Here is an 18,430-nt window from a genome sequence, read left to right on the forward strand (position 1 = left end):
TCCCGTTCGCCCGCCCGGCGCCGCGGGACGCTGTCACAACATCGACCCATCCGAATCCCCGGGATAGCCGACGCCCTCCCGTTCCGGGTAGCCGACGTCGATCGCCGAGACGTCGTCGAGGGCCGCCGCGATCTCGGCCGGCAGCGTCAGGTCCTCGGTCTGCAGCGCGCCCTGGAGCTGCGCGGCGGTGCGCGCGCCGAGGATCGGCGCCGCCACCCCGGGCCGGTCGCGCACCCACGCGATCGCCACCTCCAGCGGCGAGACGCCCAGGCCGGCGGCCGCGGTCACCACCGCCTGCACGATGCTCGAGCTGCGCGGCTCGAGATAGGTCTGCACGAACGGCGCCAGGTGCTCGGTCGCGGCCCGCGAGTCGAGCGGGCGGCCGTTGCGGTACTTGCCGGTGAGCACGCCGCGGCCGAGCGGCGACCAGGCCAGCACGCCGAGGCCGAGCGCCGCCGAGGCGGGCAGCAGCTCGCGCTCGATGCCGCGCTCGAGCAGTGAGTACTCCATCTGGGCGGCCACGATCGGCGCCCGGCCGGGATAGGCGGCCTGCCAGGTCGCGGCCCGCGCGGTCTGCCAGGCCGCGAAGTTCGACACCCCGACGTAACGGACCCGGCCGCTGGCCACCGCGTGGTCGAGGGCGGCCAGGGTCTCCTCGATCGGGGTGGCCGGGTCGACGCCGTGCACCTGCCACAGATCGACGTAGTCGGTGCCGAGCCGGCGCAGCGAGGCGTCGAGCGAGCGGAGCAGGTTTCCCCGGGAGCCGTCGCGGCGGCGGTAACCGTGCGGAGTCAGACCGGCCTTGGTGGCGATCACCACCTCGTCGCGCGGCACGAGCGTGTCGAGCAGGGAACCGATCACCAGTTCGGCGTCGCCGTCGCCGTACACGTCGGCGGTGTCGATCGTCGTTCCGCCGGCCTCGAGATAGAACTTGAGCTGGGCGGCCGCGTCGTCGGGATCGGTGTCCCGTCCCCAGGTCATGGTGCCGAGGGCGAGCCGGGAGACCGCCAGCCCGCTGCGGCCGAGCGGTCGCTGTTGCATGAGTGAACCTTATTCAGACTGTGTCGTCTGCGAAATGCTCCGAGCAGGTCGGTTACCGGACCGAGAATCACGCAGCGTGGGTGGATAGGCTGCCAGAGGGATCACCGGCATCTGGGAGGACACGTGCGGCTCGGAATCAGCCTCGGTTATCAGTCGGCGTGGTCGACCCCCGCCGACCACCTGGCGATGGCGCAGGAGGCGGACCGGCTCGGCTTCGCGGTGGCCTGGGCGGCCGAGGCGTACGGGTCGGACACGGTGAGCATGCTCGCCTGGATCGCCGGCCAGACCCAGCAGATCGATCTCGGCGCCGCCGTCATGCAGATCCCGGCGCGCACCCCGGCGATGACCGCGATGACCGCCGCCACCATCGACGCGCTCTCCGGCGGCCGGATGCGGCTCGGCCTCGGCGTCTCCGGCCCGCAGGTCTCCGAGGGCTGGCACGGCGTGCGCTTCGCCAAGCCGCTCAAGCGCACCCGGGAGTACGTCGAGATCGTCAAGAAGGCGATCGCCCGCGAGCCCGTGGCCTACGACGGCGAGTTCTACACGCTGCCCCTGCCCGACGGCCCCGGCAAGGCGCTCAAGCTCGGCTTCCACCCGCCGCGCACCGAGATCCCGATCTACCTGGCCGCCGTCGGCCCCAAGAACCTCGAGCTGGCCGGCGAGATCGCGGACGGCTGGCTGGCCATCTTCTTCGCGCCGGACGCCGCGGGGGAGTACCTCCAGCACATCGAGCGCGGGCGGGCCAAGCGCGGCCTGGGCCTGACCGGCTTCGACGTGGCGCCGACGGTCCCGGTCGTGCTCGGCGACAACACCGCCTGGTGCGCCGACGTCATCCGGCCGTACGCGTCGCTCTACGTGGGCGGCATGGGCAGCCGCGAGCAGAACTTCTACAACCAGCTCGCCGTGCGCATGGGCTACGCCGAGGAGGCCGCGCGCGTCCAGGACCTCTATCTGAGCGGCAAGAAGGCGGAGGCCGCCGAGGCCGTCCCGCAGGAGTTCATCGAGCGCACCTCGATCATCGGCAACAAGATCCAGGTCAAGGAGCGGATCCGGCAGTACGCCGCGGCGGGCGTCGGCACGTTGTCGATCAGCCCCTACGTCGGCGACCTCAAGAGCGGCATCGACACGCTCCGGATCGTCGCCGAGGCGTACGAAGAGTCGGGCGTGGCCTCGTAGTGGCCACCGTTCTGCTGCTGCGGCACGGGCGCACCACCGCCAACGCCACCGGCGAGCTGGCCGGCCGGCGCCCGGTCGACCTCGACGACCTCGGCATCACCCAGGCCTCGAAGGCCGGCGACCGGCTGCGCGCGCTGCCGCTCAAGGCGGTCGTCTCCAGCCCGCTTCCGCGCTGCCGGCGGACGGTCCAGCTCGCCCTGCCCGACGCGCCGATCGTCGAGGACGACGGCCTGATCGAGTGCGGCTATGGCGACTGGGAGGGCCGGCCGCTCAAGGAACTGGCCAAGGAGGACCTCTGGCCGGTCGTGCAGCAGCACCCGAGCGCGGCGGTGTTCCCGAACGGCGAGGCCATGGCCGACATGTCGGCCCGGGCCATCGCGACCGTCCGGCGCTGGGACGTGAGGATCAGCGCCGAGCACGGCCCGGACGCGCTCTGGCTCGCGTGCAGCCACGGCGATGTGATCAAGGCCATCATCGCCGACGCGCTCGGCCTGCACCTCGACCAGTTCCAGCGGATCGCCGTCGACCCGGCCTCGATCAGCGTCGTCCGCTACACCCCGACGCGACCGTTCGTGGTGCGCGTCAACGAGGGCGGCGACCTGGCCTCCCTGGTGCCGCCGAAGGCCGAGACGGCCGACTCGGACGCGGCCGTCGGCGGCGGGGCCGGCGCCGGGGTCTGAACTTTCCGTCACCGCCGGGTCACCAGTGGTGGGGGGCCGTTGCGCCCTAGGCGAACCCGGGTACGCGGGATGGGCGGTCCAAGCGGCGGCTCGATAGGGTTGTTCCATGACCCACCAGGTGCACTCCTTCGAGCCACCCGAGCGGTTCGTGGCCGGGACGGTGGGCGAGCCGGGCGACCGCACCTTCTTCCTCCAGGCCCGCGGTGGCGGGCGAGTGGTCAGCGTCGCGCTGGAGAAGGTGCAGGTGTCGCTCCTCGCCGAAAAGCTCGAGGAGCTCCTCATCGAGGCCAACAAGCGCTTCGGGGTGAACCTGCCCGAGGCGCCGATGCTCAGCGGCAACGACAACGAGCCGCTCGACACCCCGGTCGACGAGGAGTTCCGGGTCGGCACCCTCGGGCTGGCGTTCGACGTCGACAGCGGCACGGTGGTGATCGAGGCGATCGAGGCCGGCGAGGCCGAGGTCGAGATCGAGCTGGGCGAGGACGACACCGCCGGCGACGACGACGAAGAGGACGAGGACGACGCCGAGCCCGACGACGACCTCGACCGCCTGCGGGTGCGGCTGAGCCCCGAGGCCACCCGCGCGTTCATCGACCGCGCCCGCCGCGTCGTGGCCGCCGGCCGCCCGCCCTGCCCGCTGTGCGGCCAGCCGCTCGACCCGGCCGGTCACCTCTGCCCCCGGCACAACGGTTACCACCGGTGACCACCAAGCCCGCGGCCGCTCTGGGGGAGAAGGACGCCCTCGAGCTGTTGTCCCGCGGGCACATCGAGATCGAAGGCCGCCTGGTCGACGCCTCGAACACGACATTGCGGGCCGAGATCACCCTCGACGGGCTGACCCGGCGCTGCGTCTACAAGCCGGTGCGCGGCGAGCGTCCGCTGTGGGACTTCCCGGACGGCACGCTGGCCGGGCGCGAGGTGTCGGCGTTCCTGGTCTCCCAGGCGACGGGGTGGGACCTGGTGCCCCCGACGATCCTGCGCGACGGCCCGCTCGGCCCCGGCGCGCTCCAGCTCTGGATCGACGAGCCCGACGACGCGGAGTCGCTGATCGGCTTCGTCCCCGCCTACGACGTGCCCGCCGGCTGGCTCGCGGTGGCCAACGCCCGCGATGAGGACGGCGACGCGTACGCGCTGGCGCACGCCGACGACCAGCGGCTGGCCCGGCTGGCCGTGTTCGACGCGGTGATCAACAACGCCGACCGCAAGGGCGGGCACGTGCTCTACCCGGCGACCGGCTCGGTCCACGGTGTCGACCACGGCGTCAGCTTCCATGTGGAGAACAAGCTGCGCACGGTGCTGTGGGGCTGGACCGGCAAGTCGCTGATCGCCGAGGCCACCGAGGTGCTGACCGGCCTGTCGGCCGGGCTCGACGGCTCGCTCGGGGCGACGCTCGAGGAGCACCTGACGATCTCCGAGGTGCAGCACATCCGCCTGCGCGTCCGCCGCCTGCTGCGCGCCGGCCGGTTCCCGAAGCCGCCGCAGGACTGGCCGGCGATTCCGTGGCCGCCGGTCTGACGGTGTTCGGACGGCGCAGGGAACGCGAGATGCTCGACCGGCTCGCGCAGGACGTCAGGTCCGGCACCAGCCGGGCCCTGGTGCTGCGCGGCGAGGCCGGCGTGGGCAAGACCGCCCTCCTCGACCACCTGGCCGCCCGGGCGACGTTCGGCCGGGTGCTGCGGGCGGCCGGCGTCGAGCTCGAGTCGGAGATCCCGTTCTCGGCCCTCCAGCAGCTGTGCTCGCCGCTGCTCGGCTACCTCGATCGGCTGCCCGAGCCGCAGCGCGTGGCCCTCTCCACCGCCGTCGGCCTGAGCGCCGGCAAGGCCCCGGAGGCGCTGCTCGTGGGGCTCGCCGTCCTCGGCCTGTTCGCCGAGAGCGCGGCCGAGCAGCCGCTGATCTGCATCGTCGACGACGTGCAGTGGCTCGACCGGATGTCCGAGCTGATCCTGACGTTCGTGGCCCGCCGGCTCGACGCGGAGTCGGTGGCGCTGGTCTTCGGCGTCCGCGGGGCCGACGACGAGGGCGCGCTGTCCGGGCTGCCCGAGCTGCCGATCGAGGGCCTGCCCGGCACCGAGGCCCGGCTGCTGCTCGACTCGGTGCTGCCCGGCCCGGTCGACGCCCGCATCCGGGACCGCATCGTCGCCGAGACCCGGGGCAACCCGCTGGCCCTGCTCGAGCTGCCGCGCGGCATGTCGGCGGCCGAGCTGGCGTTCGGCTTCGGCGCCCTGAGCCCGGCGCCCCTCGCGGGCCGGGTGGAGGACAGCTTCCAGCGGCGGATCGCGGCGCTGCCGGCCGCCACGCGTACGGTGCTGCTCGCGGCCGCGGTCGAGCCGGTGGGCGACGTGCCGCTGCTGTGGCGGGCGCTGGAGCGCCTCGGCGTCGGTCCCGGCGCGGCCGCCCCCGCCGAGAGCGAGCAGCTGATCGACCTCGGCCGGCGGGCCCAGTTCCCGCACCCGCTCGTGCGGTCGGCGGCCTGGCGGTCGGGCAGCGCGGCCGAGCTGCGCGAGGTGCACGGCGCGCTGGCCGCGGTCACCGACCCGGCCACCGATCCGGACCGGCGGGCCTGGCACCGGGCGCACGCGGTGGCCGGTCCCGACGAGACGGTCGCCGACGAGCTGGAGCGCTCGGCCGACCGGGCCCGCGGCCGGGGCGGCTGGTCGGCGGCGGCCGCGTTCCTCGAGCGGGCGGCCGAGCTCACGGTCGACCAGTCCCGGCGCGCCGACCTGCTCGTCTCCGCGGCCCAGGCGCATGCCGACGCCGGCTCGTACGGGCGGGTGCCGGAGCTGCTCGCGGTGGCCGAGATGGGCGTCCTCGAGCCGTTGCAGCAGGCCCGCGTCGAGCGGCTGCGCGCGCACGTGGCGTTCGTGCTGAACCCCGGCCGCGCGGCCGGCCCGCCCCTGCTGGCGGCGGCCGGGCGGCTGGCGTCGCTCGACCCGGCGGCGGCCCGCGAGACGTACCTGACCGCGCTCGGGGCGGCCGTGCACACCGGCCGGTTCGACGACGAGTTCCTGCGCTCGGCCGCTCGCGCGGCGGCCGCGGCGCCGCCCGGCGAGGACGTCGCGGGCCTGCTGCTCACCGGGCTGACGACGTGGGTGCTCGACGGTTACGCGGCCGCCGTCCCGGCCCTGAACCGCGCGCTCGACGCGATGGCCAGCGACGAGGACCTGCGGCTGCTCTGGATCGCGGCGCCGGCCGCCCACGAGGTGTTCCGGATCGACGTGCTGAACTCGCTGACCGAGCGCGCGGTGCGGGTCGCCCGCGACACCGGCGCCCTGTCGCTGCTGCCGAACGCGCTGGCGGTGCGGGCCGGGGTCCTGCACTACCTGGGCCGGCTCGAGGAGTCGGCCGGCCTGATCGACGAGGCCGAGGCGCTGATGCGGGCCACCGGCAGCGCGTTGCAGGCGTCCGGGGCGGTGCCGCTGGCCGCCTACCGCGGCCGCGAGCCCGAGGCGTCGTCGCTGGTGGACGCCATGGTGCGGGAGGCCGAGTCGCGGGCCGAGGGCTGGTCGCTCGGCATCGCCGGCTTCTGCAAGGCGGCGCTGGCGAACGGGCTCGGCGACTACCCGGCGGCGTTCGAGGCCGCCCGCGAGGCGGCGTCCTATCCCGACCTGGCCATCTACGCCTGGACGCTGGCCGAGCTGGTCGAGGCGGCTTCGCGGGTGGGGAACTCCGCGGTGGCGCTCGACGCTCGCGATCGGCTCGCGGAGCGAACCACGGTGGCCGGCACGGATTGGGCGCGGGGCGCCGAAGCGCTGGCCGACGCTCTGGTCGGCACCGCGGCCGAGCCCCGCTTCCGGGAGAGCGTCGCGCGCTTCGACGCGGCCGGTCTGCCGATCCAGTCCGCGCGCGCCCACCTGCTGTTCGGCGAGTGGCTGCGGCGCGAGAACCGCCGCGCCGAGGCGCGCCAGGAGCTGCGGCTCGCCCACGAGGCGTTCACGTCGATCGGCGCCGAGGCCTTCGCCGACCGCGCGGCCCGCGAGCTGCTGGCCGCCGGCGAGACCGTCCGCCGCCGGGTGGCGGCCGCCGCTCCCGACCGGCTGACGTCGCAGGAGGCGCAGATCGCCCGGCTCGCCGTGGCGGGCCGGACGAACCCGGAGATCGGGGCGTCGCTCTACCTCAGCCCGCGCACGGTCGAGTGGCACCTGCGGAAGATCTTCGGCAAGCTCGGGATCGCCTCCCGGCGCGAGCTCGCGGTGGCGCTGCAGAGCTAGCCAGGCTTTTTAGAGGCGGACCCCGAGGAGCGCGTCGACCGTGCGGGCCATCAGGGCGGGGGCGGACTCGTCGTCGCCGGTGGCGGTCAGGGCCGCCTCGGACCAGGCGTCGACGATGGCCAGGGCGGCCGGGGCGTCGAGGTCGTCGGCGAGCGCCTCGCGGACGGCGGCGACCAGGCCCTCGCCGGACGGGCCGACCGGGGCGGCGGCCGCCGCGCGCCAGCGGGCCAGGCGCTCCTCGCCGGTCTTGAGCACGTCGTCGGTCCACTCGCGATCGGCGCGGTAGTGGCCGGAGAGCAGGCCCAGCCGCACGGCCATCGGGTCGACGCCGTCGCCGCGCAGGCGGGAGACGAACACCAGGTTGCCGCGGGACTTCGACATCTTCTCGCCGTCCAGGCCGATCATGCCGGCGTGCAGATAGTGCCGGGCGAACGGGGCGGCGCCGGTCAGCGTCTCGGCGTGCGCGGCCGAGCACTCGTGGTGCGGGTAGAGCAGGTCGTTGCCGCCGCCCTGCACGTCGATCGTGTCGCCGAGCAGGCCCAGCGCGATCGTGGCGCACTCGATGTGCCAGCCGGGGCGGCCGGGGCCGAGGTCGCCGCCGTCCCAGGCGGGCTCGCCGTCGCGGGCGCCGCGCCACAGCAGCGGGTCGAGCGGGTCGCGCTTGCCGGGCCGCTCGGGGTCGCCGCCGCGCTCGGCCGACAGGACCGTCATCTCGTCGCGCGACAGGTTGGACTCGTAGCCGAACCGCGGCGCCGCCGAGATCGCGAAGTAGACGTCGCCCGTACCGTCGTCGAGGGTGTAGGCCGCACCGGCCGCGATCAGCTCGCGCACGTGCCCGGCGATGGCCGGGATCGACTCGACCGCGCCCACGTAGTGCGCCGGCGGGATGATGCGCAGCGCCTCCATGTCCTCGCGGAACAGGGCCGTCTCGCGCATGGCGAGCACCACCCAGTCCTCGCCGTCGCGGGCGGCGCGCTCGAGCAGCGGGTCGTCGATGTCCGTCACGTTCTGCACGTAGCGGACGTCGAGCCCGGCGTCGCGCCAGGCGCGGTTGACGAGGTCGAACGTGATCATCGTGGCCGCGTGGCCGAGGTGGGTGGCGTCGTAGGGCGTGATGCCGCAGACGTACATCGTCGCCACGCCGCCGGGCGTGGACGGCTCCACCGACCGGCGGGCCGAGTCGAACAGCCGCGGCACCACCGCGTCACCAGGCAGGGTCGGCACGTCGTGCCCGGTCCAAGCGTCCATGGTCACAAAGCCTATCGAGCGCCTAGGACAGAAACGTCGGGCTGAGGCTTACTTCACGTCGGAACGCGGGCCGCGGGACCGTACCCCTTTGCCGCGATCAAAGGGCGGTTTCGCGGAAAAAGAACCCACATGTCGGACTTTGTGGGAAACCAGCCACATTTTGCTGCCAGGAAGGCCAGACTTTCGGAGGTCCTAATTTCAGCCGAAAGGAATTAACATGCGTCGTCCGGTTATGTACCTCGCTGGCCTCCTCCTGGCCACCGGCGCGAGCCTCGCTCTCGCGGGACCCGCCTCCGCCGCCTCCTCGCACGACGTCAAGTGCCACCACAACCACCACCACAACTGGTACTGGGACGACGAGGATGACTCGTACTACAACAACTTCGGCGACATCCAGAGCAACAACCGCGGCGTCTTCCTGCTGAGCAACAACAACGGCGGGCTCTTCGGGCTCCTCTGATCCGAAGAACAAAGACCCGGAGGCGCCCGTACGGGCCTCCGGGTCTTTTCTTTTGCTGGCGCCATCCTTCGGATGCGGCCTCCTGGCAAGGTGCCGCCTACGCCAGCGCCAGCCCCGGGCCCGGATCGGGAGCGGGCGTAGGCGCCGGGATCTTGTACTCCTCGGTCAGCGTGGTCATCGGGCCCGGCCACGTCGCCTGGGCCACCTCGATCGGCTTGCGGGACTCGTCGAAGGCCACGTGCAGCAGGTGCAGCACCGGGGTGTCGGGCCGGATCTGAAGGACGTCGGCCTCGTCCCGGCTCGGCTGCCGGGCGCTGATCGTGTCGGTCGCCGACGCGTACCGCTTGCCCAGGGCCTCCTCGGCCTCCTGGTAGAGCGGCCGGCCGAACGCCTCGGCGCGCTCCAGCGACGTCCCGGACGTCTCGGCCACCCGGAACCAGGAGGCGCCGATCTCGACGGCCGCGTCGTCGGTGCGCACGAGGTGCCGCCGCACCAGCATCTCGGTGCCGTCGCGCACGCCGAACGCGTCGGCCACCTCGGCGGGCGCCGGCTCGCGTCCCACGCTGACGAGCTGCTGCCGGTATCGCGCGGCCAGGTCGGCGTGGTAGCCGCGGTGCGCGCCGTACCGGCCCCGGGAGAGACGGTTGAGGCGGCGGCGCGTTCCCCGGACGTACGTGCCGGACCCGGGTTTGGTGATCAGCACACCCTCGACCCGCAGCTGATCGACGGTGCGTTGCACCGTCTGCTTGGCCACGCCGAACATCTCGGCCATCGCGGGGATCGACGGCAGCCGCTCGCCGGGCTGCCAGTCGCCGCGCCGGATGCGCTCCTTGAGCTGCGAGGCGATCTGCCGATGCGGGAACTCCGCATTGCCGGGGTTGACGGTCATGCCGCACCTCCTGGGACCTAGGTTCCTAGGATGCCAGAGGGTGGTACGCCTCCCGGACCGCGACACGCTCCAGAAACGCGGGCGGCGCCCCCCACCAGGGGCGGCGCCGCATCGGGCAGGGGCGACCAGGTGGCTACCAGGAACCGGCGGTCGGGCCGGCCGAGCCACCCCGGCGGCGCAGGTACTTCTCGAACTCGCTCGCGATCTCGTCCCCGGTCAGCGGCTGGATGCCCTCGTCGCCGACGCGTTCCTCGAGCTCGCGGACGTACTCGCCGAGCTCCGCGTCCTGCTCGGCGGCGACCCGCACGCGCTTCTCCCACTCGTCGGCCTCCTCGGCCAGGTCGGTCATCGGGACCGGCAGGTCGAGCACGTCCTCGAGGCGGCTGAGCAGGGCCAGCGTCGCCTTGGGGCAGGGCGGGTTGTTCGCGTAGTGCGGCACGTGCACCCAGAACGACAACGCCTCGAGATCGGCCCGGCCGGCCGCCTCGTGCAGCACCCCGACGATGCCGGTCGGGCCGTCGTAGCGGGTCGGCACCACCTTGTACTTGTCGGCGATGTCGGGGCCGCTGGCCGAGCCGCTGATCGGCAGCGGGCGGGTGTAGGGCACGTCGGCGAGCAGCGCGCCGAGCAGCACGATCCGGGTGACCTCGAGGCTGTGGCAGACCTCGAGCACCTGCTCGGAGAACGTGCGCCAGCGCATGCTCGGCTCGATGCCGCGGATCAGCACCACGTCGCGGTCGGCGCCGGGCGGCGAGGCCACGGCGAAGCGCGTCGTCGGCCACTCGATCTTGCGGGTCTCGCCCTCGGCCATCGTGATGGTCGGCCGGCTCACCTGGAAGTCGTAGAAGTCCTCGGGATCGATGGAACTGACCTCCCGGGCCTGCCAGACCTGCTCGAGGTGTTCCACGGCCGCGGTGGAAGCATCCGCAGCATCGTTCCAGCCCTCGAAGGCGGCGATGGCCACAGGGGAGCGAAGCAGCGGGAGGCCGTCGAACTCAGTCATAGGTGACAGCCTACGTGCGGTGCGTGTGTGGCACTCAGTGACCGCGCCGCGCACGCGCCCCTCGTCACACGCGAACGGCCGGGCCGCGAGGGCGACCCGGCCGTGCAAAAAGGGCAAATCAGGAGATGGCGACTTCGCTGCGATCGGCGCCGGCCGCGGTCATCTGGGCCGGGATCTTCGTGGCGGCGGCCATCTTGCGGTTGTACGTCTTGGTGGCCGACCACAGCTTGTAGATCAGCAGCAGTTCGAAGCCCGCGAGCAGGCCGGCCGAGATCAGGGTGGTGCCGATGATCCAGTGGACGACCGGGCCGACGATGAAGACGAACATCATGAACTCGATGCCGCTGATCACGTGCACCCGGATCCGCTGGCGGATGAGCGCGTTGCGGATCGTGACGAACAGCCCGAACCGGTTCTTGAAGTCGGTGTAGACGTCGTCCGGGTCGACCGGCTCCGCGATCAGGTCGTCGCCCTCGGCGTCGTCGGCGAAGGCGACCGTCACCGGCTCCGCGACGGGACCGCGGGCGGCGGCGAGATTGGCCTTCATCTCGGCCTTGACCTTGCCCATCTGGAGGGCGTTCAGGTACCGGAACATGTCCAGGAAAATGACCAGACCGGCCAGCCAGACATAGGTGAAATTACCGGTTTGGTGATATTGACCGCCGAACAGGCCGACGGCGCACGCGGCCACCCGCAACCGGTCGAAAACGTAGTCGAGCCAGGCCCCGAACACCGAGCCGTTCTTGTTCAGCCGCGCGATCTTGCCGTCCATGCAGTCGAGCACGAAGCTCAGGTGGAACAGCAGCGCGCCGACCAGCAGCCAGCCGTACGTCCCCTGCCAGAAACACGCCGCCGACCCGGCGCCGATCAGGAATGCCAGGGTGGTGAGCGTGTTGGGGGTGGCCCATCGCCACGGCGCCACGAGCCAGACGAGTCTTGAGGCCAGCGGATCGACCAGCCAGACCGTCCACCACGCATCCCGGCGCTTGTACGTCCGGGACCGGATCTCCTCAAGAGTGACCCGTCGAGCCATGTAGCAACTCCACAAAGGTGCCGTAGAAATGAACAATTGACCGCGCGGACATTACCTGAGTGACCTCACCCGGGGAATGGCGCGTGAGAAATGCCCGAAAAATGGGTTTCTGAAGTAGTAGGGGCGTCACTCAGCGTTTACCCAGCGGTGGCACGATCATGAAGGCGGGACCGGCGGAGGGGGCACGACGTGGACGCCAGCCACGTGGCGGACGATCTCGAGGCGGTGATCCTCACCGAGGAGCAGATCCTGGCCCGGGTGGCCGCCCTCGCGGCCGATCTGCACCGGGAGCGGGCCGGCGGCGTACCTGTCCTGGTCGGTGTCCTCGGCGGCGCCGCCACCTTCACGGTCGACCTCGCCCGCGCCTATCCCGGCCAGGTGGAGATCGGCTGGATGGCGATCAAGTCGTACGCCACCCGCAACCGCGCCTCGGGATCGGTGCGCCTGCTCAAGGACCTCGACGTCGACATCGCCGGGCGGGACATCGTCATCGTCGACGGGGTGATCGACACCGGGCTCACCATGAGCTGGCTGATCAGCAACCTGGCCCAGCGCGAGCCCGCCTCGATCTCGGTCTGCGCCCTGCTGCGCAAGCCCGACCCGGCCCGGTTCGCGGACACGCCCACGCACGTCGGCTTCGACGTCGGCGCCGGCCTGATCGTCGGCTACGGGCTGGACTACCGTGGCCGCTACCGCAACCTGCGATGCGCCGCCGTGCTCGCGCCGCACGTGATCTCGCTGGGCTGACGCCCCTGGCCGACGCTCACAGCAGGCGGTCCATCACCGCGACGTCGGTCAGCACCTCGAACTCGTTCCGCGCATAGAGCTCGATCGCGCGCACGTTGGCCGTCTCCGTCTGCAGCGAGAGCCGGTGGGCGCCCGCCTGCCGCGCCTCCTCGGCGACGTGCCGCAGGAGCGCGCCGCCGACCCCCTGCCGGCGCAGGCCCGGCGCGACATAAAGATCACGAACCAGCCATACCGTACGGAGGGTGAGCGCCGCCGGAACGACGGAGACCGAGCAGAAGCCCAGCGCCTGGGCGTCACGCCCGGCCACATAGATCCGCGCCCGGGACGTGAGCACCTGCTCCTGCATCCAGGTGGCGACCGCCTCCGGCGCCGGGTTCGCGCCGTAGTGCTGCCGGTACTCGTCGACCAGCAGCGCCGCCCCCGCGAAGAGCGGATCCGTGGTCGCTCGCAGCCGCACCATCCGCTCGCCGGTCATAGCGCCATAATCTCGGACACGACGCCAGAGAGCCGCCTAAACCCGCATAATGCAACGGTGGCGCACATCGACCAAGTCCTCGGACCGGCCGACGACACCGTGACGTTCTTCCAGCCCCGGGCCATGGTCTACGTGACCATGCTGTGGGTGATCGCGGCCGTGTGGGTGGTCGCCCTCGGCCTGCACGTCCTGATCCGCCTGGCGGTCGGCGACACCATCCCGGCCGGCGCCATCGTCACGTACGCGGAAATCGCTTTGATCGTCCCCGTCGTGCTCGCCGCCGTGATCCTGCTCGCCGCCTGGCGCCGCTTCGGCTGGCTGCGCAGCTCCATGCACGGCCTGGACTTCGCCGCCACCGGCCGCAAGCCGGTCCACATCCCCTGGGCCGGCATCGCCGCCGTGTCGCTGCGTCATCGGGGCCCGTTCACCGAGCTGGTCGTGACCCCGGTGGCCGAGGACTTCGCCACCGTCGGCGACGCGCCCGGCCGCCGTCCCCGTTTGCGGCGCCGCGGGGGTGAGGTCTCGTATCTGGTCGACGTGGGGCTGATGTCCCCGGGGCCGGCGGTGCTCCTGGCCGAGCTGCATCGGCGGCTCCCGACCAAGGTCTGAGGCGCTCTCCGTCAAGGTCTGTGGCGCTCTCCGTCAAGGTCTGTGGCGCTCTCCGTCAAGGTCTGTGGCGCTCTCCGTCAAGGTCTGTGACGCTCTCCGTCAAGGTCTGAGGCGCTCTCCGTCAAGGTCTGGCACGCCGAAGTTGTCGTGGGCAGGCCGTAGGGTGAGACCCACCCTCTCAGGGCGGGGGAGGCGGTGGGTCCTATGCCGGTTCACTCCGTGCCGGCCGCCGGCGAGCCGATCGGGTGCTTCACGATCGGGCGGGCGGCCCGTCCCGACCTGCGTGACCGCGTCGTGGGCTACGGCGGCTTCCGGTCCGCCACCGGGCACGGCATCCGGCATCGCCTGCTCGCCGTCAGCGCCACCACGCTGATCGTCGACTTCGCGTCGGCCACGACCCTGGTCAGCGGGCCGCGCTCGCGGGCGGCCGTGGAGCACCGCCGCTGGGGGCGGGGCATCTCGGTCGGGCTGACGCCGGCGGGTGTCTCGGCGCTGCTCGGGATGCCGATGGCGGAGCTGGCCGGCCGGGTCCTGCCGTTGCCCGGCCTGCTCGGGGCGCGCGCCGGTGAGTTGGGCGAGCGGCTGACGGCAGCGTCGGGCTGGGCGGACCGCTTCGGCCTGCTCGACACCCTGCTCGGCCACTGGATGACCGGCGGCGCGGCGACCGATGCCGTCGTCCAGGAGGGGTGGCGGCGACTTCAATACGCCGGCGGCCGCCTCCGGATCGGCGACCTGGCCGACGATCTCGGCACGCCACGTCGGCGGCTCGAGCGCGGCTTCCGGCAGCGGCTCGGCCAATCGCCGGGCGAGGTCGGCCGGATCGCGCGGTTCCAGCGGGCGCTGGGGCTGATCGAGCGCGGCGCGCCCCTCGCGCGGGTGGCGGCCGAGGGTGGGTACGCCGACCAGCCGCACCTGACCCGCGAGGCGCGCGCCCTGGCCGGCGCCACCCCGGCCGAGCTGCGCGCAATTGTTCAAGACCGGCCCGCGGTCCGCGGCCTAGCGTCCGGCTCATGACGTTCGAGGGAAAGACGGCCGTGGTCACGGGGGGATCGCGCGGCATCGGCCGGGCGATCGTGCAACGGCTCGGGGCGGCGGGAGCGACCGTCGTCTACACCTACGCCCACCAGCCCGGGGCGCCGATCGACGGGGTCCGGGCGGTGCGGGCCGACCAGCGGGACCCGGCGAACCTGGAAGCGGTCTTCGACGCGGTGGACGGCGGGCTCGACATCCTCGTCAACAACGCCGCCGTGGCCGACCGGACGACGATCGAGAAGCTCACCCCGGACGACATCGAGCGGGTCATGACGATCAACTTCGTCTCGCCGCTCCTGGCGATCCGGCGGGCGATCCCGCTGCTGCGCGACGACGGCCGGATCGTCAACATCTCGACCCTCAACACCGTGCTGGCCGGGCCGGGGCTGACCCTCTACTGCGCGTCGAAGGGCGCGCTCGAGCAGGTCACCGCCGTCGCCGCGCGCGAGCTCGGCCCGCGCGGCATCACGGTCAACACGGTTTCGCCCGGTCCCACCGACACGGACATGTTCCGCGAGGCCAACGGCCCGGGCGGGCGCGACGCGGCGGCCGGATACACGGCGCTGAAGCGGATCGGGACCCCGGAAGACGTCGCCGACGTGGTGCTGTTCCTCGCCTCGGAAGCGGGCCGCTGGGTCACCGGCCAGAACATCCGCGCCACCGGCGGGACGATCGTCTAGTCGGTCTCGATGTCGGAGACGGTCAGCACCGGCAGGCCGTGCTCGACGGCGCCGGTCACGGTGACCGTGGCCCGGAACTGGTCGTCCTCGTAGACGTCGGCGAGCAGCGCGCCGCGCAGCACCACGCGGGCGACCGGCTCGGCGTGCTCGTCGTCGCGGTGCACCCGGGCGACCGCCTCGGCGTCGCCGGCCTGCTGGATCGAGCCGGACACGGCGAACGTCGCGCCCTTCTCCGACTGCGGCCTCGACACCAGGGCGGTCAGCTGGGCGGCCGTGACGTCCGGCGCTTGCGGCTCGGCGTCGACGACCAGGGGGTTCACCGTCACGGTCGTGCCGGTCGGCTGTGCCCGGAGCGACTCGTCGTCGGGGGCGTCGCCGGCGGTCAGGGCGCCGAGCAGCACGACCACGCCGATGAAGATCCAGAGGGTGGACAGCGCGATGCCGGCGACCGCGAAGCCGCGGCGGGCGGGGGAGCGGCGATAGCCGACGATCGAGACGGCCAGCCCGACGGGACCGCTCACGAGACTCAGCACGAACCCGGCGACGGCCCAGGGATTTCTGTCGTCCTCCGAGGTCATGCGGTCATGGTGACAGCCGGGCGCCACCGCCGAAGGTGACCGCGACGCCCGGCGAGTAGAGGACGCTCGCCGGCGGTCCGGCCGGCTGGGGCAGGCCGGCGGCGGCGACCAGCTCGTCGTCGAGGCTCAGCAGCGTCGCCCGGTGCAGCGGCCACTGCGGGTGCTCGTTCGGCAGGTGGACCGTGCGGCCCCAGGCCCGGGTGTGCAGGCCCCAGCGGGCGGTCAGGAAATGCTCGAGCGGGGTGGGCTCGTCGATCGGGTCGCCGATGCGCACGGACATCCTCGACGCGGCGCCTCTCGGCGATGGCCAGCGCCGCTGTGACGCGTACGTGATGAGGTCCTTGTCTTTAGAAATGCGCATTTTCGACCACATGTACGGGAGGTGCAGCCACGCCCTCGCGGTCAGTACCGGGATCAGGCGCTCGGCGTCGAGCGAGCGGAAGACGACCGCCCGCCGCCCGTGGCCGTCCACGCTGTAGAGGCGCACGTTGGTCTCGCAGAACGTGCCGAGGTGGGGGACGCCCGGGCCGCTGAGGAAGCCGAAGCCCTCCATCCGGAAGGCGATCAGGCCGACGTACGTGACGCCGCCGATCAGGTCCGGGCGGGTGCCCGCCGGCAGCAGCGGGGCGACCAGCGCCGGATCGACCGGCCAGTGCAGGAACGTGAGATCCGTCCAGCGCTGCACCAGCAGCGAGCGCCGCACCGGGCGGGTCGTCAGCGGGGTGACTTCCTCGACGTGCACGTGTGTCCCTTCAGCGACGGTCGATAGCGGACATGTCGGCGTAGCGGTCGCCGGCCGGCGGGCGGATCGCGGTCAGGCGCTCGAGCTGAGCGGCCGTGAGCTCCACCGCGTCGGCGCCGGCGTTCTCCTCGAGCCGGTTGACCCGCTTGGTGCCGGGGATCGGCGCGATGTCGCCACCCTGCGCGAGCACCCAGGCCAGCGCGACCTGCGCGGGCGTGACACCGGCCTCCCGCGCGACGGCCTCGACCACGTCGACGATCCGCAGGTTCTCCCGGAAGTTCTGGCCGGCGAACCGCGGCGTGCTGAGCCGGAAGTCGTCGGCGTCCAGCGTGGTGGTGTCGCGGATGGCGCCGGTGAGAAAACCACGACCGAGCGGCGAGTACGGGACGAAGCCGATGCCGAGCTCGCGCAGGACGGGCAGCACCTCGCCCTCGGGATCGCGCGTCCACAGCGAGTACTCGGACTGGACCGCGGTCACCGGGTGCACCGCGTGCGCCCGGCGGATCGTCCCGGCCGACGCCTCGGACAGCCCGATGTGCCGGATCTTGCCCTGCCCGACCAGGTCGGCCAGCGCCCCCACGGTGTCCTCGATCGGCACCTTCGGGTCGACGCGGTGCTGGTAGTACAGGTCGATGTGGTCGGTGCCGAGCCGGCGCAGCGAGCCCTCGACCGCGGCCCGCACGTTGTCGGGGTGGCTGTCCAGGTTGCGGCCGCCGTCCCCGCCGCGGTGCGACAGCAGCCCGAACTTGGTGGCGATGACGACGTCGTCCCCGCGGCCGCGCAGGGCCCGGCCGACGAGCTCCTCGTTCGTGTACGGCCCGTAGATCTCGGCCGTGTCGAAGAACGTGACGCCCAGCTCGAGGGCGCGGTGGATGGTGCGGACCGAGCCGTCGTCGTCGTCGTCGCGGCCGGTGTAGAACGCCGACATGCCCATGCAGCCGAGCCCGAGGCGGGACACCTCGAGGCCGGCCAGCGATATCCGCCTCATACCGGCATCATCCCCCGAAGTCCCACAGCAGCCGGTAGTACGCGATGCGCTCCGGGTCGGGCTCGATGCCGTAGGTGGCGAAGAAGTGCTCGTCCCAGCCGTCGCCGTAGTTCCAGCTCAGGCTCCACGAGGCGACGGCGAGGTCGGCCCAGCGGTCGGCGACGCCGAGGGAGGCCATGTCGACGTGGCCGGCGAACCGGCCGTCGTCGCCGATCAGGGTGTTGGGGGAGCAGGGGTCGCCGTGGCAGACGACCAGCTTCTCGATCGGGGGCGGGTCGCTCACCCGGCGCCGGGCCTCGTCGAGGGGCAGATCGCGGTGGATCGGGTGGGCGCCGTCGAGGCCGGCGTCCTTGGCCGCCAGGCGGCGCTCGACGCTCCAGTCGAAGGGGCATTCGCCGACGGGCAGCGTGTCGTGCAGGTGGCGCAGGCCCGTCGCGATCGCTTCCACGGCCGTCCGCGGGTGCGCGCGCCATTTCTCGGTCACCGCCGAGATCCCGTTCATGGCCCTCGTCTGGAGCCACACACCCGTCTCGTCCGCGCCCTCGCTCATGACCAGCGGGACCGGCGTGTACTTCCCGGCCCACCTCAGCCGCTCGGCCTCCGCGGCGAGCGGCAGCCCGCTACCATGGTGCGCGTATTTCACGAAAAAGCGGTCATCAGGGGCGATTATCTCGTACGTGAGACCTCCGAGGATATTTCGCCAGATCGGGCGGATCTCATGACCGCCGGCGAGCCTCTCCACGACGGCGGGCGTGGTCACGGCTTCGAAGACGCTCTCCGGAGGCAGCACGATCGTCAACTCTGCCACTTGTGTCACACCCGGCCACAATGGCCCGCTTGA

General features: G+C 72.5%; 20 protein-coding genes. 10 read left to right on the forward strand and 10 right to left on the reverse strand.

All coding sequences use genetic code 11. The features are described from left to right. Positions 1 to 33: 33 nt before the first annotated feature. Positions 34 to 1,041: an aldo/keto reductase gene (locus tag ACZ6TB_RS06975; protein WP_465551486.1), complete on the reverse strand. Its 1,008-nt coding sequence runs from the start codon at positions 1,039 to 1,041 to the stop codon at positions 34 to 36. A 123-nt stretch (positions 1,042 to 1,164) separates the two neighbouring features. On the opposite strand from ACZ6TB_RS06975, the gene ACZ6TB_RS06980 reads away from it, so the two are divergent. From ACZ6TB_RS06980 to ACZ6TB_RS07000, 5 genes are all read left to right on the forward strand, one after another. Next, complete coding sequence (locus ACZ6TB_RS06980; RefSeq protein ID WP_465551488.1) at positions 1,165 to 2,217, forward strand: LLM class F420-dependent oxidoreductase; 1,053 nt, start codon at positions 1,165 to 1,167, stop codon at positions 2,215 to 2,217. Continuing rightward, the gene (locus ACZ6TB_RS06985) at positions 2,217 to 2,897 is read left to right on the forward strand and encodes a histidine phosphatase family protein (RefSeq protein ID WP_465551490.1); all 681 of its coding nucleotides are present in this window, start codon (positions 2,217 to 2,219) and stop codon (positions 2,895 to 2,897) included. The genes ACZ6TB_RS06980 and ACZ6TB_RS06985 overlap by 1 nt, the downstream gene beginning before the upstream one ends. Before the next feature lie 106 nt (positions 2,898 to 3,003). Then, positions 3,004 to 3,600: a DUF3090 domain-containing protein gene (locus tag ACZ6TB_RS06990; protein WP_465551492.1), complete on the forward strand. Its 597-nt coding sequence runs from the start codon at positions 3,004 to 3,006 to the stop codon at positions 3,598 to 3,600. After that, complete coding sequence (locus ACZ6TB_RS06995; RefSeq protein ID WP_465551493.1) at positions 3,597 to 4,412, forward strand: SCO1664 family protein; 816 nt, start codon at positions 3,597 to 3,599, stop codon at positions 4,410 to 4,412. Before ACZ6TB_RS06990 ends, ACZ6TB_RS06995 begins: the two co-directional genes overlap by 4 nt. Before the next feature lie 29 nt (positions 4,413 to 4,441). Then, the gene (locus ACZ6TB_RS07000) at positions 4,442 to 7,105 is read left to right on the forward strand and encodes a helix-turn-helix transcriptional regulator (protein ID WP_465551495.1); all 2,664 of its coding nucleotides are present in this window, start codon (positions 4,442 to 4,444) and stop codon (positions 7,103 to 7,105) included. A 9-nt stretch (positions 7,106 to 7,114) separates the two neighbouring features. Here the strand turns inward: ACZ6TB_RS07000 and mshC are convergent, their stop codons facing one another. After that, entirely contained in the window at positions 7,115 to 8,353 is a 1,239-nt protein-coding gene (mshC, locus tag ACZ6TB_RS07005) for a cysteine--1-D-myo-inosityl 2-amino-2-deoxy-alpha-D-glucopyranoside ligase (protein WP_465551497.1), read from the reverse strand. 217 nt (positions 8,354 to 8,570) lie between these two features. On the opposite strand from mshC, the gene ACZ6TB_RS07010 reads away from it, so the two are divergent. Continuing rightward, positions 8,571 to 8,813: a hypothetical protein gene (locus tag ACZ6TB_RS07010; RefSeq protein WP_465551499.1), complete on the forward strand. Its 243-nt coding sequence runs from the start codon at positions 8,571 to 8,573 to the stop codon at positions 8,811 to 8,813. Between the two features lie 97 nt (positions 8,814 to 8,910). On the opposite strand, the gene ACZ6TB_RS07015 is transcribed toward ACZ6TB_RS07010, so the two are convergent. The 3 genes from ACZ6TB_RS07015 to ACZ6TB_RS07025 form a co-directional block, all read right to left on the reverse strand. Continuing rightward, complete coding sequence (locus ACZ6TB_RS07015; RefSeq protein WP_465551501.1) at positions 8,911 to 9,702, reverse strand: GntR family transcriptional regulator; 792 nt, start codon at positions 9,700 to 9,702, stop codon at positions 8,911 to 8,913. A gap of 133 nt (positions 9,703 to 9,835) precedes the next feature. Further along, complete coding sequence (locus ACZ6TB_RS07020; RefSeq protein ID WP_465551503.1) at positions 9,836 to 10,705, reverse strand: PAC2 family protein; 870 nt, start codon at positions 10,703 to 10,705, stop codon at positions 9,836 to 9,838. A 118-nt stretch (positions 10,706 to 10,823) separates the two neighbouring features. Beyond that, a complete protein-coding gene (locus ACZ6TB_RS07025) occupies positions 10,824 to 11,738 on the reverse strand; it encodes a CDP-alcohol phosphatidyltransferase family protein (RefSeq protein ID WP_465551505.1) in 915 nt (304 codons plus the stop codon). A 189-nt stretch (positions 11,739 to 11,927) separates the two neighbouring features. On the opposite strand from ACZ6TB_RS07025, the gene ACZ6TB_RS07030 reads away from it, so the two are divergent. Further along, on the forward strand, positions 11,928 to 12,485 hold the full coding sequence (locus ACZ6TB_RS07030; protein WP_465551507.1) for a phosphoribosyltransferase: 558 nt from the start codon (positions 11,928 to 11,930) through the stop codon (positions 12,483 to 12,485). A 16-nt stretch (positions 12,486 to 12,501) separates the two neighbouring features. Here the strand turns inward: ACZ6TB_RS07030 and ACZ6TB_RS07035 are convergent, their stop codons facing one another. Continuing rightward, positions 12,502 to 12,960 (reverse strand): GNAT family N-acetyltransferase, encoded by a 459-nt coding sequence (locus ACZ6TB_RS07035; RefSeq protein WP_465551509.1) that lies wholly within the window; start codon positions 12,958 to 12,960, stop codon positions 12,502 to 12,504. 57 nt (positions 12,961 to 13,017) lie between these two features. Here ACZ6TB_RS07035 and ACZ6TB_RS07040 point away from each other — a divergent pair, with 57 nt between their 5' ends. From ACZ6TB_RS07040 to ACZ6TB_RS07050, 3 genes are all read left to right on the forward strand, one after another. After that, positions 13,018 to 13,569, forward strand: coding sequence for a hypothetical protein (locus ACZ6TB_RS07040; protein ID WP_465551511.1), 552 nt, complete (start codon positions 13,018 to 13,020; stop codon positions 13,567 to 13,569). Between the two features lie 204 nt (positions 13,570 to 13,773). Next, positions 13,774 to 14,583, forward strand: a complete 810-nt coding sequence (locus tag ACZ6TB_RS07045) for a helix-turn-helix transcriptional regulator (RefSeq protein WP_465551512.1) — start codon at positions 13,774 to 13,776, stop codon at positions 14,581 to 14,583. Then, entirely contained in the window at positions 14,580 to 15,281 is a 702-nt protein-coding gene (locus ACZ6TB_RS07050; protein ID WP_465551514.1) for an SDR family NAD(P)-dependent oxidoreductase, read from the forward strand. The genes ACZ6TB_RS07045 and ACZ6TB_RS07050 overlap by 4 nt, the downstream gene beginning before the upstream one ends. Here ACZ6TB_RS07050 and ACZ6TB_RS07055 read toward each other — a convergent pair. From ACZ6TB_RS07055 to ACZ6TB_RS07070, 4 genes are read right to left on the reverse strand one after another with little or no spacing between them, the layout of a single operon-like run. Beyond that, a complete protein-coding gene (locus ACZ6TB_RS07055) occupies positions 15,278 to 15,859 on the reverse strand; it encodes a DUF4190 domain-containing protein (RefSeq protein ID WP_465551516.1) in 582 nt (193 codons plus the stop codon). The two genes, ACZ6TB_RS07050 and ACZ6TB_RS07055, sit on opposite strands and share 4 nt — an antisense overlap. Positions 15,860 to 15,863: 4 nt before the next feature. Next, positions 15,864 to 16,601, reverse strand: a complete 738-nt coding sequence (locus tag ACZ6TB_RS07060; protein WP_465551518.1) for a YqjF family protein — start codon at positions 16,599 to 16,601, stop codon at positions 15,864 to 15,866. Positions 16,602 to 16,611: 10 nt separating this feature from the next. Continuing rightward, positions 16,612 to 17,589 (reverse strand): aldo/keto reductase, encoded by a 978-nt coding sequence (locus ACZ6TB_RS07065; protein ID WP_465551520.1) that lies wholly within the window; start codon positions 17,587 to 17,589, stop codon positions 16,612 to 16,614. Positions 17,590 to 17,596: 7 nt separating this feature from the next. After that, on the reverse strand, positions 17,597 to 18,397 hold the full coding sequence (locus tag ACZ6TB_RS07070) for a phosphotransferase (RefSeq protein ID WP_465551522.1): 801 nt from the start codon (positions 18,395 to 18,397) through the stop codon (positions 17,597 to 17,599). Between the last annotated feature and the right edge of the window lie 33 nt (positions 18,398 to 18,430).

This window comes from Actinoplanes sp. NPDC051537 (assembly GCF_055586105.1).

Excerpts from the sequence above, each read along its gene's own strand:
- ACZ6TB_RS07015 (WP_465551501.1), bottom strand. The coding sequence starts at position 9,702 with ATGACCGTCAACCCCGGCAATGCGGAGTTCCCGCATCGGCAGATCGCC.
- ACZ6TB_RS07020 (WP_465551503.1), bottom strand. The coding sequence starts at position 10,705 with ATGACTGAGTTCGACGGCCTCCCGCTGCTTCGCTCCCCTGTGGCCATC.
- mshC (WP_465551497.1), bottom strand. The coding sequence starts at position 8,353 with ATGGACGCTTGGACCGGGCACGACGTGCCGACCCTGCCTGGTGACGCG.
- ACZ6TB_RS07065 (WP_465551520.1), bottom strand. The coding sequence starts at position 17,589 with ATGAGGCGGATATCGCTGGCCGGCCTCGAGGTGTCCCGCCTCGGGCTC.
- ACZ6TB_RS07050 (WP_465551514.1), top strand. The coding sequence starts at position 14,580 with ATGACGTTCGAGGGAAAGACGGCCGTGGTCACGGGGGGATCGCGCGGC.
- ACZ6TB_RS07035 (WP_465551509.1), bottom strand. The coding sequence starts at position 12,960 with ATGACCGGCGAGCGGATGGTGCGGCTGCGAGCGACCACGGATCCGCTC.
- ACZ6TB_RS07055 (WP_465551516.1), bottom strand. The coding sequence starts at position 15,859 with ATGACCTCGGAGGACGACAGAAATCCCTGGGCCGTCGCCGGGTTCGTG.
- ACZ6TB_RS07045 (WP_465551512.1), top strand. The coding sequence starts at position 13,774 with ATGCCGGTTCACTCCGTGCCGGCCGCCGGCGAGCCGATCGGGTGCTTC.
- ACZ6TB_RS06975 (WP_465551486.1), bottom strand. The coding sequence starts at position 1,041 with ATGCAACAGCGACCGCTCGGCCGCAGCGGGCTGGCGGTCTCCCGGCTC.
- ACZ6TB_RS07000 (WP_465551495.1), top strand. The coding sequence starts at position 4,442 with ATGCTCGACCGGCTCGCGCAGGACGTCAGGTCCGGCACCAGCCGGGCC.
- ACZ6TB_RS07010 (WP_465551499.1), top strand. The coding sequence starts at position 8,571 with ATGCGTCGTCCGGTTATGTACCTCGCTGGCCTCCTCCTGGCCACCGGC.
- ACZ6TB_RS07025 (WP_465551505.1), bottom strand. The coding sequence starts at position 11,738 with ATGGCTCGACGGGTCACTCTTGAGGAGATCCGGTCCCGGACGTACAAG.
- ACZ6TB_RS06990 (WP_465551492.1), top strand. The coding sequence starts at position 3,004 with ATGACCCACCAGGTGCACTCCTTCGAGCCACCCGAGCGGTTCGTGGCC.